The 17925-nt window shown below is 45.5% G+C and carries 15 protein-coding genes and 1 other annotated feature; all 15 genes read right to left on the bottom strand.

All coding sequences use genetic code 11. The annotated features are described in order from the left end of the window. Nucleotides 1-12 precede the first annotated feature (12 nt). Nucleotides 13-636, bottom strand: coding sequence for an orotate phosphoribosyltransferase (gene pyrE / locus AS034_RS10075; protein WP_058298379.1), 624 nt, complete (start codon nt 634-636; stop codon nt 13-15). Beyond that, nucleotides 633-1343: an orotidine-5'-phosphate decarboxylase gene (gene pyrF / locus AS034_RS10070; RefSeq protein WP_058298378.1), complete on the bottom strand. Its 711-nt coding sequence runs from the start codon at nt 1341-1343 to the stop codon at nt 633-635. Before pyrF ends, pyrE begins: the two co-directional genes overlap by 4 nt. Further along, a complete protein-coding gene (locus tag AS034_RS10065; RefSeq protein WP_058298377.1) occupies nt 1315-2256 on the bottom strand; it encodes a dihydroorotate dehydrogenase in 942 nt (313 codons plus the stop codon). Before AS034_RS10065 ends, pyrF begins: the two co-directional genes overlap by 29 nt. Beyond that, nucleotides 2253-3029, bottom strand: coding sequence for a dihydroorotate dehydrogenase electron transfer subunit (locus AS034_RS10060; protein ID WP_058298376.1), 777 nt, complete (start codon nt 3027-3029; stop codon nt 2253-2255). Before AS034_RS10060 ends, AS034_RS10065 begins: the two co-directional genes overlap by 4 nt. Continuing rightward, nucleotides 3026-6238, bottom strand: coding sequence for a carbamoyl-phosphate synthase large subunit (carB, locus tag AS034_RS10055; protein ID WP_058298375.1), 3213 nt, complete (start codon nt 6236-6238; stop codon nt 3026-3028). Before carB ends, AS034_RS10060 begins: the two co-directional genes overlap by 4 nt. Next, complete coding sequence (locus AS034_RS10050; protein ID WP_098151216.1) at nt 6231-7322, bottom strand: carbamoyl phosphate synthase small subunit; 1092 nt, start codon at nt 7320-7322, stop codon at nt 6231-6233. Before AS034_RS10050 ends, carB begins: the two co-directional genes overlap by 8 nt. Next, entirely contained in the window at nt 7319-8605 is a 1287-nt protein-coding gene (locus AS034_RS10045) for a dihydroorotase (RefSeq protein WP_058298374.1), read from the bottom strand. Before AS034_RS10045 ends, AS034_RS10050 begins: the two co-directional genes overlap by 4 nt. 15 nt (nt 8606-8620) lie before the next feature. After that, nucleotides 8621-9496, bottom strand: coding sequence for an aspartate carbamoyltransferase catalytic subunit (locus tag AS034_RS10040; RefSeq protein WP_058298373.1), 876 nt, complete (start codon nt 9494-9496; stop codon nt 8621-8623). Nucleotides 9497-9641: 145 nt separating this feature from the next. Further along, a complete protein-coding gene (locus tag AS034_RS10035) occupies nt 9642-10973 on the bottom strand; it encodes a uracil-xanthine permease family protein (protein ID WP_032088910.1) in 1332 nt (443 codons plus the stop codon). 151 nt (nt 10974-11124) lie between these two features. Continuing rightward, a complete protein-coding gene (gene pyrR, locus AS034_RS10030; RefSeq protein ID WP_032088911.1) occupies nt 11125-11670 on the bottom strand; it encodes a bifunctional pyr operon transcriptional regulator/uracil phosphoribosyltransferase PyrR in 546 nt (181 codons plus the stop codon). 187 nt (nt 11671-11857) lie between these two features. After that, nucleotides 11858-12769 carry an RluA family pseudouridine synthase gene (locus AS034_RS10025; RefSeq protein WP_032088912.1) on the bottom strand — a complete coding sequence of 304 codons (912 nt, stop codon included), beginning with the start codon at nt 12767-12769 and terminating at the stop codon, nt 11858-11860. Then, a complete protein-coding gene (gene lspA / locus AS034_RS10020; RefSeq protein WP_058298372.1) occupies nt 12735-13235 on the bottom strand; it encodes a signal peptidase II in 501 nt (166 codons plus the stop codon). The genes AS034_RS10025 and lspA overlap by 35 nt, the downstream gene beginning before the upstream one ends. A gap of 92 nt (nt 13236-13327) precedes the next feature. Next, the gene (locus AS034_RS10015) at nt 13328-13615 is read right to left on the bottom strand and encodes a hypothetical protein (protein ID WP_032088914.1); all 288 of its coding nucleotides are present in this window, start codon (nt 13613-13615) and stop codon (nt 13328-13330) included. A gap of 546 nt (nt 13616-14161) precedes the next feature. After that, nucleotides 14162-16933, bottom strand: coding sequence for an isoleucine--tRNA ligase (gene ileS / locus AS034_RS10010; protein WP_058298371.1), 2772 nt, complete (start codon nt 16931-16933; stop codon nt 14162-14164). Between the two features lie 97 nt (nt 16934-17030). Next, nucleotides 17031-17274 (bottom strand) — a binding site (T-box leader). Nucleotides 17275-17324: 50 nt separating this feature from the next. Beyond that, nucleotides 17325-17840 (bottom strand): DivIVA domain-containing protein, encoded by a 516-nt coding sequence (locus tag AS034_RS10005; protein WP_032088916.1) that lies wholly within the window; start codon nt 17838-17840, stop codon nt 17325-17327. Nucleotides 17841-17925 lie beyond the last annotated feature (85 nt).

Genomic DNA, 17925 nt, shown 5'->3' with positions numbered 1-17925 from the left:
TGCTTTTTTGGGTTAATTCCCCCATGCTTCGGGATTATCTTTCCAAGCATTCAATTTTTCCAGCTCTTCTTCCCTGATGATTGAACGCTCTAGTGCCACTTGGAGTAAACTGGAGTAACCCGATAATGCATGAACATTGATGTTATGTTCTTCGAGCATTGCTTTGCCTTTTTCAAGTTCATAAGTGAAGATGGCAGCAACCCCCAATACTTCACACCCTGCTTCCCTTAATGCTTCAACTGCTGTGATGCAGCTTCCGCCTGTTGATATCAGATCCTCTACCACCACTACTTTTTGGCCGGCAGCGACTTTACCCTCAATTTGATTTCCTTTTCCATGTGCCTTTGCTTTGGATCGGACATAACACATCGGAAGGTTCAGTTTTTCACTTACCCAGGCTGCATGCGGAATCCCTGCTGTAGCTGTACCGGCTATCACTTCTGCTTCGGGAAAGCGTTTTTTTATCACCTCTGAAAGTCCGCTCGAAATTTCATTTCTCACCGATGGATAGGACATGGTTAAACGGTTATCACAATAAATCGGCGACTTAATCCCCGATGACCATGTAAAAGGCTCTGCAGGATTTAAAAAGACAGCTTCGATGTCTAATAGTTTATTGGCAATTTCTATTTTCATTTCAAGCCCTCCCATTCTTTTACAACTTGTTCATAAGCGAGTTGTGGATTTTCTGCTTTGGTGATGCTTCTTCCTACTACGATTAATGAAGACCCCATTTCCCTCGCTTTTTCAGGGGTTGTAATTCTTTGCTGATCCCCCTTATCATCGTCAGATAGTCTGATCCCCGGGGTGACCCTCAAAAAATCCTCCCCGCAATGTTCCCTGATCAGCATTGCTTCATGAGGTGAACATACCACTCCATCGAGCCCTGACTGTTTTGCGAGACTCGCATAATGCAAGACTGAATCATTGATTGATCGAGCAATCAGTTGTTCATCCCTCATCTGCTTTTCGGAGGTGGATGTTAATTGGGTCACTGCAATCAGTTTTGTAGGATTTTGATTGGCCGGTCTCCCAGTATGAAGGCCTTCCAAAGCCTTTTCCATCATAGCTGTGCCCCCCGCGGCATGCACATTGAGCAGTTCCAGGTCATATTGGGCTAGACCCTTCATTGCCCCATAAACAGTGTTGGGGATATCGTGGAGTTTCAAATCAAGGAATATACGGTGATTATCCTTCAATAGCTTTTCGATGATGCTTGGCCCGTTTTGAAGATATAATTCCATACCAACTTTCACATTCAAACTCTCATCGATTAATTCCAGAAATGAAGACGTATCTTCCCACGTCGGAAAATCAAGAGCTATAAATGGTTTTTGATTCATGCTTACCCCAGCTCCTCCCAATTAGTTCGGAAATTTGATCCACCCCAAGTTCATCAAGTAAGGCAGGCAGTTCGTTAATGATCCGCTGACATACAAAAGGATCGACGAAGTTAGCTGTCCCGACTGCCACTGCACTTGCACCTGCATAAAAATATTCAATGACGTCTTCGGCTGTCTGAATGCCGCCCATCCCTATAATCGGAAGGTCGACTGCCTGGCTTACTTCATAGATCATCCTGATGGCAACAGGCTTGATCACAGGTCCGGATAAACCGCCTGTTTTATTGGCCAGTACGGGCTTGGCCGTTTTGATATCCAGTCTCATTCCAAGGAGAGTATTGATCATCGTCAAACCGTCCGCACCGCCTGCCTCAACCGCCTTGGCCATTTCAACAATATTGGAGACATTCGGTGAAAGCTTTACATATAGCGGGACCTCCGACACCTCTTTGACTCTTTTCGTCAGTTCCTTTGCCACTTCCGGAATGGTCCCGAATGCGATTCCGCCCGTTTTAACATTCGGGCATGATATGTTCAGTTCCAGTGCTTTTACATTGGATGCTGTTGAGATTTCCTTTGCGACTTCAACATAATCTTCCATTTTTGAACCGGCCACATTGGCAATGATGGGGACATCAAACTGGGAGAGCCATGGAAGTTCATTGTCCATAACCCCCTTAAGCCCCGGGTTTTGAAGCCCGATGGCATTTAACATCCCCCCGTTTGTTTCCGCTACACGAGGAGTGGGGTTCCCGAAGCGCGGTTCTTCGGTGGTCGCCTTTATCATGATTGCGCCAAGTTCACTTAAATCATAGAATTGACTGTATTCGCGTCCAAACCCAAAACAGCCTGAAGCCGGCATGACCGGATTTTTCAGCGATAATCCTGGTAATTCAATTTTCAACCTTCTCATAATTGCACCACCCCTGCCGAAAATACTGGGCCGTCACTGCATACTTTCACATAACTGTAACCATCCGGATCGTCCTGTTTATGACATACGCATGCAAAACATGCTCCGATTCCACAGCCCATTCTCTCCTCTAAAGAAATGAAACCGCTTTTCATCTCTAATCTGGATTGTAAGGCTTTTAGCATCGGTGTCGGACCGCAAGAAAAATACTCATCAAAACCGGGTGCTTCCTTCTGAATGACATCGGTGACAAACCCTTTTGTCCCGAGTGATCCATCCACTGTGGCAATAAACGTTTCTCCCAGTTCCTCAAATCGTTCTTTATAAAAGCTGACAGACCGGTCTTGAAAGCCCAGGATATGTTTTACTTCCCAGCCTTTAGCGATTAAACTTTTGGAAAGACCGTATAGGGGAGGAACACCGATTCCCCCGCCTATCAATAATGCAGTCTTGCTTTCCCCCTCTTCCACAGTGAATCCATTTCCAAGAGGCCCCAGAATATCAACTGTTTCCCCTATATCGACGAGGGAAAGAAGCTTCGTCCCCTTGCCTTCAGCACGGTAAATCAACGTCATGCTTTGCTCTTCTTGATTACGAGCTGCAATGGAGATAGGCCTCCTTAACAATGGGTCGATCCCGGTCCCGACTTTCACATGGACAAACTGTCCAGGGGCCTTTATTTGATTCACCAATTCCCCATGGAGGACTAATTCAAAGATATTTTTTGCAATCTTTTCATGGGAAACCACCTTCATCTGGTCGTTTACGATCATTGATGAACCGCCTTTCTTTTTTCTGGCGAGGCTTCCAGTGCCTCTGCCGAGAAGGTCATGGATTCGATCACCCGCAAGATCGCTTCTGCCGTATCTAAAGAAGTAAGACATGGCACTCCATTTTCCACTGATTCTCTTCTGATCCTGAAACCGTCCCTGGCCGGCTGCTTTCCTTTAGTAAGGGTGTTGATGACAAGCTGCGTCTCTCCGCTTTGAATGAGGTCAAGCAATGTCGGCCCCTCAGAACCGATCTTATCGACTTCTTTGACACCGATACCTGCTTTCATCAAATGCTGAGCCGTTCCCTTCGTGGCAAGGATTTGATAGCCTATATTCACGAAGCGTTTAGCCAATAACACCGCTTCTTCCTTGTCTTTATCCGCCACTGTCATCAGGACGGATCCGTGCTCCTTCATTTCCATCCCGGCAGCGACCATTCCTTTGTACAGTGCTTTCTCTAAAGTAGAATCTTTCCCCATGACTTCCCCGGTGGATTTCATTTCAGGGCCCAGCGTGATATCCACTCTTCTCAGCTTTGCAAAAGAGAATACCGGGACTTTTACATATACTCCCTGTTTTTCAGGTATAAGCCCTGATTCATACCCCTGCTCTTTCAAAGATATTCCGAGGATTGATTTCGTCGCCATATTGGCCATCGGCACATTTGTGATCTTACTGATGAATGGCACCGTTCTGCTTGAGCGAGGATTCACTTCCAGAACAAAGATCTCACCTTTTGATATGACATATTGAATGTTAAGCAGGCCGACAATATTCAACCCCTTTGCGAGGCGGGTAGTGTAGTCCACTAATGTTTCTTTTTGTTCATGCGTCAACTGCTGCGGAGGGTACACTGCGATGGAATCCCCTGAATGGACGCCTGCCCGTTCGATGTGCTCCATGATTCCAGGGACAACGACATCGACGCCGTCTGAAATTGCATCGACTTCAATCTCTTTTCCGATCAGGTATCTGTCGATCAGTACAGGGTGCTGCGGATTTACCTTTACTGCGTTTTTCATATAGTGAAGGAGTTCTTCTCTCCTATATACAATCTCCATGGCCCTTCCGCCGAGTACATATGAAGGTCTGACCAGTACCGGGTATCCGATGGATTCTGCAATTTCAAGTGCTCCTTCTACAGAAACCGCGGTTTTCCCTTCTGGCTGGGGAATCCCTAATTGGTTAAGTGTATGTTCGAATTTGTCGCGATTTTCGGCACGGTCGAGATCCTCAAGTGAAGTCCCAAGAATAGTGACTCCCCTTCTCACCAACTCCTCTGCCAGGTTAATCGCCGTCTGTCCTCCAAATTGGACCACAACTCCTTTAGGTTTCTCTAGATCAATGATGTGCATCACATCCTCAACCGTAAGCGGCTCAAAGTATAACTTATCTGAAATACTGAAATCTGTTGAGACCGTTTCAGGGTTGTTGTTTACGATGATCGCTTCATATCCTGCTTCTTTGATCGCCCAGACAGAATGGACTGTTGCGTAATCAAATTCCACACCCTGACCGATTCGGATCGGTCCGGAGCCCAGAACAATGACACTTTCTCTTTCAGTGACTTTCGATTCGTTTTCATCCTCGTACGTCCCATAGAAGTATGGTGTTTCAGATTCAAACTCGGCTGCACAGGTATCGACCATCTTGTATACCGGGAGAAGGCTGTTTTCTTTTCTCCACTGATAGACTTCATTTTCCTTACAGTCCCAAAGTTTTGCGACAGTAATGTCAGAGAAGCCCATACGTTTTGCTTTTTCAGCAAGTTCCACGTTAAACGGATGGTCCCTTAATTCTCTTTCAAACTCTACAATTCTATTCATCTTATATAAGAAGAAAAGGTCAATCTTACTCCACTCGTGAATTGTTTCTATATTCACTCCTCTTCTGAGTGCTTCCCCTACATAGAAGAGACGTTCATCACCAGCTTTGCGGATCCTTTTCTCAATCCATTGATCGGTCATTTGCTCCGCATCGCTTAACTCCATGTGATACGTATTGCTTTCTAATGAGCGGATGGCCTTTAACAGTGATTCCTCAAATGTTCTACCGATTGCCATCACCTCACCGGTTGCTTTCATCTGGGTGCCGAGATTCCGTTTGGCTGCTTCAAACTTGTCAAATGGCCAGCGCGGAATCTTTGTCACCACATAATCAAGTGCCGGTTCAAAGGCGGCGTATGTTTTTCCAGTGACCGGATTCATCATTTCATCCAACGTAAGACCTACTGCGATCTTCGCTGCCAGCTTGGCAATCGGATAGCCGGTTGCTTTTGAAGCAAGTGCCGAAGAACGGCTCACCCTCGGATTCACTTCGATGATGTAATACTGGAAACTGTCGGGATCCAGTGCGAGCTGAACGTTGCAGCCTCCTTCTATCCCCAGTTCTCGGATAATCTTCAGGCTTGTGTTCCTGAGCATTTGATATTCCCTGTCACTTAAGGTCTGACTTGGGGCAACTACTATCGAATCGCCTGTATGGATTCCAACAGGATCGATGTTTTCCATATTACACACAACGATCGCATTATCGGCTCCGTCCCTCATAACCTCGTACTCTATTTCTTTAAATCCTGCGATACTTTTCTCAAGCAGACATTGTGTCACAGGGCTGTATTTCAACCCGGAGCTTACGATTTCAATCAGTTCTTCTTCATTATGGCAAATCCCGCCTCCTGTACCTCCAAGTGTGTATGCAGGCCTTACGATGACCGGGAATCCCACCCCATCGACAAAGTGAAACGCTTCTTCCACACTGCGGATGATTTCGCTCTCAGGTACCGGCTCATTGAGCTCATTCATCAGATTCCTGAATAGATCACGATCTTCCGCTTTTTCAATGGCAGATAATTTCGTTCCGAGAATTTCGACTCCGCATTCGTCTAATACTCCTGATTTTGAAAGCTCAACAGCCAGATTCAAGCCGGTCTGCCCACCGAGCGTCGGAAGGACCGCATCCGGACGTTCTTTGCGTATGATCCTGCTCACGAAATCGAGTGTCAGAGGCTCAATATAGACTTTGTCAGCCATTTCAGCGTCTGTCATGATTGTTGCCGGGTTGGAGTTGACCAATATGACCCGGTAACCTTCTTCCCTAAGGGCGATACAGGCCTGTGTCCCCGCATAGTCGAATTCTGCCGCCTGTCCTATGATGATTGGTCCGCTTCCGATTACTAAAATACTTTTAATGTCTGTACGTTTAGGCATGTTGAAGCTCCTTTCTTTTTTCATCTTCCATTAATTTCATGAAATCATCGAATAGATAGTTGGAATCCTCCGGCCCCGGTGAGGCTTCTGGATGATATTGCACCGTGAACGCAGGGTAATCCAAATGTTTCAAGCCTTCCACCGTACCATCATTGATGGCAATATGAGTGACTTCGATCCTCGTACCAGCGAGTGATTTCTCATCCACAGAATAACCGTGGTTTTGCGAAGTCAATGCCACTTTCCCGGTTTTCAAGTCTTTGACAGGGTGGTTGCCCCCGCGGTGTCCGAACTTCATCTTGAAAGAATCCCCGCCGCAAGCCAGTGCGAATAACTGGTGTCCCAGGCAGATTCCAAAGAGCGGGATCTCCCCTAGCAGCGATTTGATTGTTTCAATTGCCTGGGGGACATCTTTCGGATCTCCCGGTCCGTTCGACAGCATGATGCCGTCCGGCTGCAGCCTGCGGATTTCTTCTGCTGAAGTATCGTAAGGGACCACAATGACGTCACAATCACGTTTATTGAGTTCCCTCAGTATTCCGTGCTTCATGCCGAAATCCATCAGGACGACCCTGAACCCTCTTCCCGGGCTTGCATAAGCCGTTTGAGTCGAAACCTGCTCTACTTGGTCTCTTCTTAATGGAGTCCGATGCAGTTTTTCAAGCATTTCCTCTGTATCCATTTCTGCTGAACATAGGATCCCCTTCATTGCCCCATGCTTTCTGATGATACGTGTCAGTTTCCTCGTATCTATTTCTGCAAGCCCCGGGATCCCTTTCACTTTCAACAGCTCATCAAGTGTTGATTCGTTTCTCCAGTTCGAAGCGAAGTCAGCCTCTTCCCTTACGATGAATGCTTTGATGGCAGGGGTGATCGATTCAAAGTCGTCCCTGTTGATGCCGTAGTTTCCAACCAGGGGATATGTTAACGTTACAAGCTGCCCGCAATAGGAGGGGTCTGAGAGAATTTCCTGATAGCCGGTCATACTTGTATTAAATACAACCTCTCCGATTGTTTCTTCATTCGCTCCAAAGCCTTCTCCAATGAATACTGTTCCATCGTCTAATATGAGTTTTCTTTTCATTCTTCATTTCCTCCTTTTTCCCATACAAGTGATCCTTGATAAAATGTAGCTGCAGGCCAACCTTTGCATTCCCAGCCTTTGAAAGGTGTATTTTTTCCCTTTGATAAAAATTGATCGGGATCCACTGTTTTCTTTTCTGATAAGTTAACGAGGGTGAAATCCGCTTCCCCTCCGACTTCCAGGCGTCCGAATGGAAGATTGAATGCCTTGCTTGGTTTGACAGTCATCCAATCGATTAACTGCTTCAGAGTGAAAATTCCCTTATCGACAAAGTTTGTATATAGAAGCGGAAAGGCAGTTTCAAGTCCTGTAATCCCAAATGGCGCCAGCTGCATTCCCTCTGATTTTTCAGCTTTCGTATGCGGTGCATGGTCAGTCGCGATGAAATCAATCGTTCCATCCAATAAACCTTCAATCAACGCTTCTTGATCTTCTTTGCTTCGAAGCGGTGGATTCATCTTAAAATTCGGATCCAGACCCGGTATATCATCTTCACAAAGAATAAGATGGTGGGGTGTTACTTCAGCAGTGACATTGATGCCGGCCCTTTTGGCATCCCTCACTACCCTTACCGATTCTTTTGTTGAGATATGACATACATGATAATGAACGCCTGCCGCTTCAGCCAGCAGCACATCCCGTGCAATATGTACGGCTTCGCATACAGAGGGGATTCCAGCGATTTCATGTTTCCGTGAAAATTTGCCTTCGTGCACCGCTCCCTTGTTGATGAGGGTGTTCTCTTCACAGTGTGCGACAATTGAGGCCCCGATGCCTGCTGCCTGTTTCATCGCTTCAAGCATCATTCCTGCAGACTGGACGCCAACACCGTCATCCGTGAAGGCAAATCCCCCTTCCTCTTTCAGTGTTTTAAAGTCATTCAGCTTCTTACCCGCCTGCCTTTCAGTGATTGCAGCGTATGGGAGGACACGTATGCTGGCAGTTTCAGTAATCTTTTCATTCAGGGCTGCAAGTGTTTCTTCCGAGTCAGGTACAGGTCTCGTATTAGGCATGGCCGCAATCGTTGTGAATCCCCCTTTTGCAGCTGCTGCAGTCCCGGTTTTGATTGTTTCTTTATGTTCTCCTCCAGGCTCTCTCAAGTGAACATGAAGGTCGACAAATCCAGGGGAAATCAATAATCCTTCAGCTTCGAATTCCTCGTGATTACCGCTTGCAAGCTCCGGACCCATTGCGGTAATTTTATTTCCTTGTACCTTTAAATCAATTTGTACCATTTCTTCATTTTCATTGATGATATTAGCATTCCGTATGATCCAGTTCATCTGCCATTCCCCCTATTAGTTGTTTAGCGCTCTTTTTAAAACAGCCATCCTTACGAATACTCCATTTTCCATTTGCTTGAATATCCTTGAATTCTCGCATTCCACCAAAGAATCATCTATTTCGACCCCCCTGTTGACTGGGGCGGGATGAAGAATGATTCCCCTATCTTTCATCCTTTGTTTTCTACTGACAGTCAGTCCGAAGCTTTCATGATATTCTTCCTTTGTCAGGGCAGATGTGCTGCCGTGGCGTTCATGCTGAATCCTTAGAAGCATCACTGCATCTGAAGTCGCAATACTTTCATCCACTGTCATATACCGGTTCTGATATTCGGGCGGAAACCATTCACGGGGACCCGAGAATACGACTTCCGCTCCCAATTTTGACAGTGCCTCTGCATTTGAGCGCGCCACCCTGCTGTGTGCTATATCACCAATGATCGCCACTTGCAGATTTTCAAATCCCCCGAATTCCTGGCGTATCGTCAGAAGATCCAATAAGCATTGTGTAGGATGATTTCCGCAGCCGTCGCCGCCGTTGATCACGCTGATCTTTAAGCCTGCGAGTTCATCAAAATAGCGATCCAGCGAATGCCGGATGACAACCGTTTCCACCCCGATCGATTCAAGGGTCCGGACGGTGTCGTATAGTGATTCTCCTTTTTGGACACTCGAGGTGTGTGCCTCGAAAGGGATGACCCCCAGCCCCAGTTTCCTTTCCGCCATCTCAAAACTGCATTTAGTCCGCGTACTTGCTTCAAAAAAAAGGTTGGCCACATATTTATCCGCTCCTTTGTTCCAAGCCTCTCCGTTTTTAAATCGTTCAGCCTGATCAAGGATTTCAATGATTTCGTCTTTTGTTAATTCATTCATTGTCAATAAACTCTTCACGATGGACCCTCCTAAAAAAACCACCCTGTCAGGGTTCGACAGGGTGGTTTTGAACATACGTACATGGCGACAAGGGGGTACACTGCTCCCCTGTCCCGTTCAATTTCACCCTTGTAGACTCTCTGGACTAACTTAAAAGGTGTTTCTATGCGACTTCACTTTTTGAAGATTGTTCTTCTTCGAATAAATTTTGGTTTCCTTCACTTTCTTCTCTTCCCGGTAAGACCAGGTTCAATACTACTCCGACAATCGCGGCCAGTGCCATTCCCGATAGTGAAACTTCATCGCTCACTTTTACGAACGCTCCGCCGACACCGATGACTAGAATGACTGAAGAAATCACCAAGTTGCGTTTGTTCCCAAGGTCCACTTTGTTGTCGATCAGCATCCGGAGCCCGCTGGAGGCGATGATTCCGAAAAGAAGGATGGAGACACCGCCCATTACTGCTGATGGAATCGAGCCGATCAGTGCCGTGATTTTTCCGATGAACCCGAATGTGACTGCAAGCACCGCGGCCCCGGCGATGACGAATACGCTGTAAACCCGTGTTATTGCCAGGACTCCGATGTTTTCCCCATAAGTAGTATTAGGAGGTCCTCCGAGCATGGATGCAATCACAGTTGCAACCCCGTCTCCGAGAATCGAGCGGTGCAGTCCCGGCTTTTCGATAAAGTTCCTGCCTACCACTTTGCTCAATACCATCTGGTCACCCGTATGCTCCGCGAGCGTTACTAAGGCGACAGGTACCATGATGGAGACGATTTCCCAAGAAAAGCTTGGCGTGTAGTCAACAAACGGGATGAAGAAATCCGGCATCTGAAAGAATGGAGCGTCGATGACTTTTTGGAAGTCAACCAGCCCGGCGAATACCGCTATGATGTAGCCTCCGACAATCCCTGCAAGAATCGGGACCATCCCGAGGAAACCTTTGAAATATATCGAGCAGATGATGGTGATCGCGAGCGTTGCCAGCGCGACCATGAAGTGCGTATTGCTGTATACCAGATTCTCTGCACCCGGGTTCTTATACATCGCCATGTCTACTGCAGTACCTGCAAGACCAAGACCGATGACCATGATTACAGGGCCTACCACAATCGGCGGCAGAATCCTGGTCAGCCATTTTAATCCCAGTTTTGAAATAAGAAGTGCCACGATTCCGTAGACAATCCCTGCCAGGAAGCTTCCCATCATGGCAGCCTGGGGCCCGCCAAGACTTTTCGCTGCAAGGATCGGTGCGATGAAGGCGAAGGATGATCCAAGGTAAGCCGGGATTCTCCCTTTTGTGATGAGCAGGTATGCCAATGTTCCCAACCCGCTTGATATCAGGGCAACACCCGGGCTCAATCCTACGAGGAAAGGAACCAGGACCGTTGCTCCGAACATGGCAAAAAGATGCTGTATGCTTAGTGTCAGCCATTTCCCAGGATTCGGTCTTTCTTCTACATCAAGTACTATTTTTTGATTTTCGTTCATTACTTGTTCCTCCCTTGAATCTGTTTGCTTTTTTTCATAAAAAAACCCTCTTTGTCCTGTAAGAGGGTACAAAGAGGGTATAAGAAGGCATTCAGCCCATCATTCCCATCCTTTGTCAGCCTCTCTGGACCAATCTTAAAAGGATTATGCTTTATTCTTTTTCATGAATGGTTACCTGTTCTTCCCCGTCTACTTCGGAGAGTGATACCATGATCTTTTCAGAACTTGAAGTTGGTATGTTTTTACCTACAAAATCTGCCCTGATCGGAAGTTCCCTGTGTCCTCTGTCCACTAGGACGGCCAATTGAATCTGGCTTGGGCGCCCTCTGTCCATCAGAGCATCGAGTCCTGCCCGAACGGTTCTTCCGGTAAATAATACATCATCTATCAGAATAACTTTTTTATTGGTGATATCTACCGGCAGGTCTGATCCCTTCACTTCCGGTTCATTGTCTTCTGTCTTCTTGCTGAGATCGTCCCTGTACAGCGTGATGTCGATTTCTCCTACAGGAATTTCTTCTCCTTCTATGTCATGAATGCGTTCCGCAAGGCGTTTGGCAATATAGATCCCCCTGGTCTTGATTCCGACGAGGACACAATTCTCGATGCCTTTATTTCGTTCGATGATTTCATGGGCGATCCGCGTCAATGCCCTCCTGATCGCGGGTTGATCTAATACCGTTGCTTTTTTTGCCATTCCTGCACCTCTTTTCGCCTTTTTGTTTATAAAAAAACCCTCTCACCGTTTGGATGAGAGGGCACACTTATCGTTAATAATCACTGCACGCCTGTCGCAGGTCGTACATTGCTCCTTCTCAGCCTCACGGGACCGTATTAAAGGTGTTATTCAATTAACTAAATGGTACAGGTTGTCTCCACGTTTGTCAATGGTTATTTTTCAACTGTGCTAACAACTGCTCGAATTCCTTTGGAAGCTCAGCCTGGAATTCCATATATTCCTCAGTCCTTGGGTGGTTGAAGCCGAGAACTCCGGCATGGAGCGCCTGTCCATTTATATTTAACGTTTTGCGTGGACCATATTTAGGGTCTCCGGCGAGCGGATAACCTATATACTTCATATGGACACGAATTTGATGGGTGCGGCCGGTTTCGAGTTCACACTGAACCAATGTAAAGTCCTTGAAACGCTCCAATACTTTAAAGTGAGTGACGGCATTCTTTCCATTGTCCACCACCGTCATACTCTGGCGGTCTTTGGGGTCCCTGCCGATCGGAGCATCAATTGTCCCGTATTCATGAGGGATGGTCCCGTGGACGATTGCTGTGTATTTTCTCGTTACCGTCTTTGCCACCAGCTGATTGACCAGATGTTCATGTGCCAGGTCATTTTTTGCAACCATCAATAAACCGGATGTATCCTTATCGATCCGATGCACGATTCCGGGTCTTAATACACCATTGATACCGGAAAGATCTTTACAATGATACATAAGTCCATTCACCATCGTACCGGAATAATGGCCTGGTGCGGGATGGACAACCATCCCCTTTGGCTTATTCACTACAATGACATCCGAATCCTCATAAGCAATATCCAGATGAAGATTCTCAGGTTCGACATCAAGTCCCTCGGGTTCTGGAATCGTGACTGTGATTGTTGATTCAGCAGGACATTTAAAGTTTGGCTTGACCTTTTCTTCATCAACTTTGATGTGTCCGTCCTTGATCCACTGCTGGACCTGTGATCGGGACCATTCTTTATTCAGTCCGCTTACTATCTTATCGATCCGTTCACCCTGCTCATTCTGTTGTATGATATGTTGAATTACTTCCATTTTGTTTCTCCTTCTTTGCTTTTCGTTCGTCCAGATACATGTATATGATTAATAGTGCCACTCCGATTGTCAATGCTGCATCGGCAATATTGAATATCGGAAAATCATAGGAAAAAATATATGTATTTAAAAAATCGACAACTTCTTTTCGGAAGATACGGTCAATAAAGTTTCCAATTGCCCCCCCAAGCATAAATGCGAGGCTTATACTGAATAAAGCCTTACCTTTCGCATGGACCTGCATATAATACACAATTCCCACAATTACTACTAACGTAATAATGTAAAAAAACCACATTTGCCCCTGGAGTATTCCCCATGCTGCACCTTGATTCCGATGAGAAGTCAAGTAGAAAACGTTTTGAATGATTTCTATACTTTCCCCTTCTTGCATCTTTTTCACAACCAACCACTTCGTCAGCTGATCCAATCCAATTACAACCAAAGCCACTAAATAATAAAACACAAAGGCAACCTCCACATCGTAAGAAATGATTACCTTTGCATTTTAGCATAAACAATAGAATAAAGACACTTAATCCGCGAGAAAAGATGGTTTTATGATTGCCTTCCCACATGGATTTTCCCGTATTGCCTCCATTCATTAGCCTCTCGCAATGAAGTAACAGTCGGGTTCATCTTAATCAGGTCAAAGGGAATTTCTTCACCGCTCATCTCACATAGTCCGAAACGATCCTGAGAAGCAAGATGAAGCGCGTGTTTCACATCTGAAATTTCCTCTTTAATAAAATGTTGTATTAACGGGTGTTGAGATCGACTTGCCTCCAGCTCTTTTAAAGATGCTGTCAATTCCTGAATGATGGATGTGTATCGGTCATATGTCATCTTGATCCCTCCATTTATAGTATGGAGGAAAGAAAAATAAAGTTGTCTTGCAAGATATAGTAATTATGGAATTGTGCCTGCCGATGACATAACTGCGCCATTTAAAGAAATATGTCAATGATTTCATGCTTAATAAAGCCAAAACATAAATGGTTCTGTTGCAATTCCGCTAATGCGTGCAAGACTTCGCTTTCCGCGGGTAGCCCGTGAGCCTCCTCAGAGCTTGCGCTCCTGCGGGTTCTCACCTGTCCAGCTGCAGGGCTTAGAGGCACAGGTCATAAGCCAAACCGGCCAAGAAGGCAAAGAGCGCCTTCCAGGCCGCCTCGTCTTATGCCCCCCGCCTCTGAACAAAGCCCTTTCGCTTTTCTTATAAGCTACTCTACCCGCAGGAGTCTTCGTCTTACACTCCAATCAACCGCTGGAAAGAGCTAACATTTAACTGTACATTTAAACAAAAAAACCCTAACTATTTTGCATACCTGAGGCAAATTAGTTAGGGTTTTGCTAAGACCAAGACACTTTATTTTCCAATCACTAACATATATTTTATGCTAGATGAGAATAATTTTCTTTCACAACGGAAGCACAACGCGTGCATAGTTCGGGGTGATCTTTGTCTTCCCCTACTGTCGGAGTGACTACCCAGCAGCGGGCACATGTTTCGCCTTCAGCTTTTTCGACGACAATCTTGTTTTGTCCGACTGTCAATGCATGTTCAGGTGCATCAGCTGCTTCACCGCCGACTTCTATGGCTGAAACGATGAATAATTGTTTCAGATCCTCTGAAATGGAGTTAAGTAAAGATTGAGTTTCATCATTTACGTAAAGAGTCACTTTTGCCGTTAATGATTTTCCGATCACCTTTTGATTACGCGCTTCTTCCAGAGCTTTTAATACATCATCACGAATTTCAAGGAATGCGTTCCATTTTGTTTTAAGCTCTTCGGCATTAGGGATTTCCTTCCATTCAGGCATATCCGTTAATTGTACACTTTCTCCTTCTACTCCAGGGACATGAGCCCACACTTCGTCTGCTGTATGAGAAAGAATCGGTGACATCAATTTCGCAAGAACAACCAACGCTTCATATAACACAGTCTGCATCGCTCTTCTCTCATAGTTATCTTCAGCTTCGATGTACAGGACATCTTTTGCAAAATCTAGATAGAATGAGCTTAAATCCAAAGTACAGAAGTTGTTGACCGCATGGTAGATGCTTGCAAATTCATAATTGTCATATGATTTCTTCACATTTTTGACCAGGTCATTCAGTTTGACCATCATGAACTGATCAACTTCACGAAGATCCTCATATGATACTTTATTGGCTTTTGGATCGAAGTCAGCCAGGTTACCGAGGAGGAATCGATACGTATTGCGGATCTTCCTGTATACTTCAGCCACTTGTTTTAAAATCGAATCAGATACGCGTACATCTGATTGATAATCAACTGAAGCCACCCATAGGCGGAGGATATCCGCACCGAGCTGTTTCATGACTTTTTCCGGTACTACTACGTTTCCAAGTGATTTACTCATCTTTCTTCCTTCTCCGTCAAGTGCGAATCCGTGGCTCAGTACCCCTTTATAAGGTGCTTTTCCTGTGACCGCCACACCTGTCGTAAGTGATGAGTTGAACCAGCCGCGATATTGATCGGACCCCTCAAGGTAAAGGTCTGCAGGACGCTGCAGGTCATCACGGGCTTCAAGTACTGCCTGGTGCGAAGAACCTGAGTCAAACCACACATCCATGATGTCCTGTTCTTTCGTGAACCGGCCATTCGGACTTCCTTCATGAGTGAAGCCTTCTGGCAGAAGATCCTTTGCTTCATTCTCAAACCAGATATTAGAACCGTGCTTGCTGAATAATGCAGACACATGATCAATCGTTTCATCCGTGATGATTTCCTCGCCGTTTTCAGCGTAGAATACCGGGATTGGGACGCCCCATGCACGCTGTCTTGAAATACACCAGTCACCGCGGTCCCTTACCATATTGAAGAGGCGTGTTTCACCCCAGTTTGGCACCCACTTCGTATCCTTGACAGCCTGCAGCAGCTCATCACGGAACTTATCAATTGATGCGAACCATTGTGCTGTCGCTCTGAAGATAACCGGCTTTTTCGTACGCCAGTCATGAGGGTAAGAGTGTGTGATAAAGTTCAGCTTCAATAATGCCCCGGCTTCCTCAAGCTTTTCAGTAATAGGTTTATTAGCTTTGTCATAGAATAAACCTTCAAATCCTGGTGCTTCAGAAGTCATTACACCCTTATCGTCGACAGGGCACAAGACGTCCAATCCGTACTTTTTACCGACAAGGAAGTCGTCTTCCCCATGACCCGGAGCAGTGTGTACACAGCCTGTACCTGAGTCTGTTGTAACATGATCACCAAGGATTACAAGTGATTCACGGTCATAAAGCGGATGTTTCGCTTTCAAACGCTCAAGTTCGGCGCCTTTGACTTTTTTCGTTACATTGTAATCTGCCCATTCGAGGGTTTCTGCAACATCCTCAAGCAGATCTTCGGCTACTACATAGGAGTTGTCATTGATTGATACTACTACGTATGTGAGATCCTGATGAACCGCGATCCCAAGATTCGCCGGAATCGTCCACGGGGTTGTCGTCCAGATAATGAACTGAGTTCCTTCTTCTAGGATTCCATTTCCATCAGTCACATTGAATCCAACATAAATGGACGGGGACCGCTTATCCTGGTATTCAATTTCAGCTTCTGCCAGAGCGGATTCACTGGAAGGAGACCAGTATACAGGTTTTTTCCCCTTATAAATATATCCTTTTTTCGCCATATCACCGAACACCTTGATTTGCTGTGCCTCGTATTCAGGTTTTAACGTAATATAAGGATTTTCCCAGTCTCCGCGGACGCCAAGCTGTTTGAATTGAGTTCGTTGGATATCAACTTGCTCATATGCGTATTCTTCACATAACTTACGGAATTCCGCAACAGTCATTTCTTTTCTTTTTACCCCTTTATTCGTAAGTGCCTGCTCGATTGGAAGACCGTGCGTATCCCATCCCGGCACATATGGTGCGTGGAAACCGTTCATCGATTTGTACCGTACGATAAAGTCCTTCAAGATCTTATTCAGGGCATGCCCCATGTGGAGGTTCCCATTTGCATAGGGAGGACCGTCGTGAAGGACAAACAGAGGACGTCCCTGTGTGCGTTCTTGTACCTTCTTATAAATATCCATCTCTTCCCACTTCTGTTGTGTTTCAGGTTCTCTTTTAGGCAGGTTCCCTCTCATCGGGAACTCTGTTTTCGGCATTAATAATGTTTCTTTATATTCCATAGCTATATCCTCCTTCAGCATGATCGTTATTGCCATTTTTTCTACTTTGGTACGTGTTTAATCATATCAGAACAACAAAAAAGCTTTCTCATCCCTGAAAAGGGACGAGAAAGCTTTCCCGCGGTACCACCCTCATAAAAATATCCAACGGGATATTTTCACTCGTTTCATTCGTAACGTGAATAAACGCCAAACACTAGTTATCCCGGTTCGATGGATAATTTCATGCATGGAGCTCAAGGGTGATCTTCCGCATCTATCTCCTTACCGGGCTTCCACCATCCCCGGCTCGCTATATAGGATAAAAAGTAGAAACGTACTGTCCCTATCCCAGCTTTTATTATGGCAAATTAGATTATTTTTCAATTATATGAAAAGAACGCAGCTTTCGTCAAGACAGTGTCTCTTCTTCTTTCAAAGTTTTTAATTCAGTGGCATCCAAATCGAATTCCATCAGCTTATCCCAATCGTCCGTTCCCAGAAGATCGAGCTGAGCTTCGATCAGCATTTTGAAGCGTGTACGGAAAACTTTTGACTGTTTCTTAAGTTCTTCGATTTCAATCGCAATCTTTCTGGCTTTTGACAATGATTCATTGACAATCCTGTCAGCATTTTTTTCTGCTTCTTTGATGATCAATTTCGCTTCCTTAGTAGCGTTCCGTTTTACTTCTTCCCCTGCTTCTTGAGCGATGACAATGGATTTATTGAGGGTTTCCTCAATCGTTGTAAAATGACCTAAACGTTCATTTAACGCATTCAACCGTTCCTCGGTTTCTTTCTTTTCACGGATAAGGATCTCATAATCTTTAATGATCTGGTCTAAAAATTCATTGACCTCATCCTCATCGTAGCCGCGAAAACCGCGACTGAATTCCTTGTTATGTATATCTAACGGCGTTAAAGGCATGGGAGCCACCTCCAGTACTTGGTGAATTACATTTTCATTATAACTAAAATTTCGACAGCATGTGGGGAAATCCCTTTATTTTTCT

Origin of the sequence: [Bacillus] enclensis (assembly GCF_001456935.1) — a bacterium.
GTDB classification, from domain to species: Bacteria; Bacillota; Bacilli; order Bacillales; family Bacillaceae_B; genus Rossellomorea; species Rossellomorea enclensis.
The sequence above is the reverse complement of the archived record's forward strand: the minus strand, read 5'-3'. Positions and strand labels throughout refer to the sequence as shown.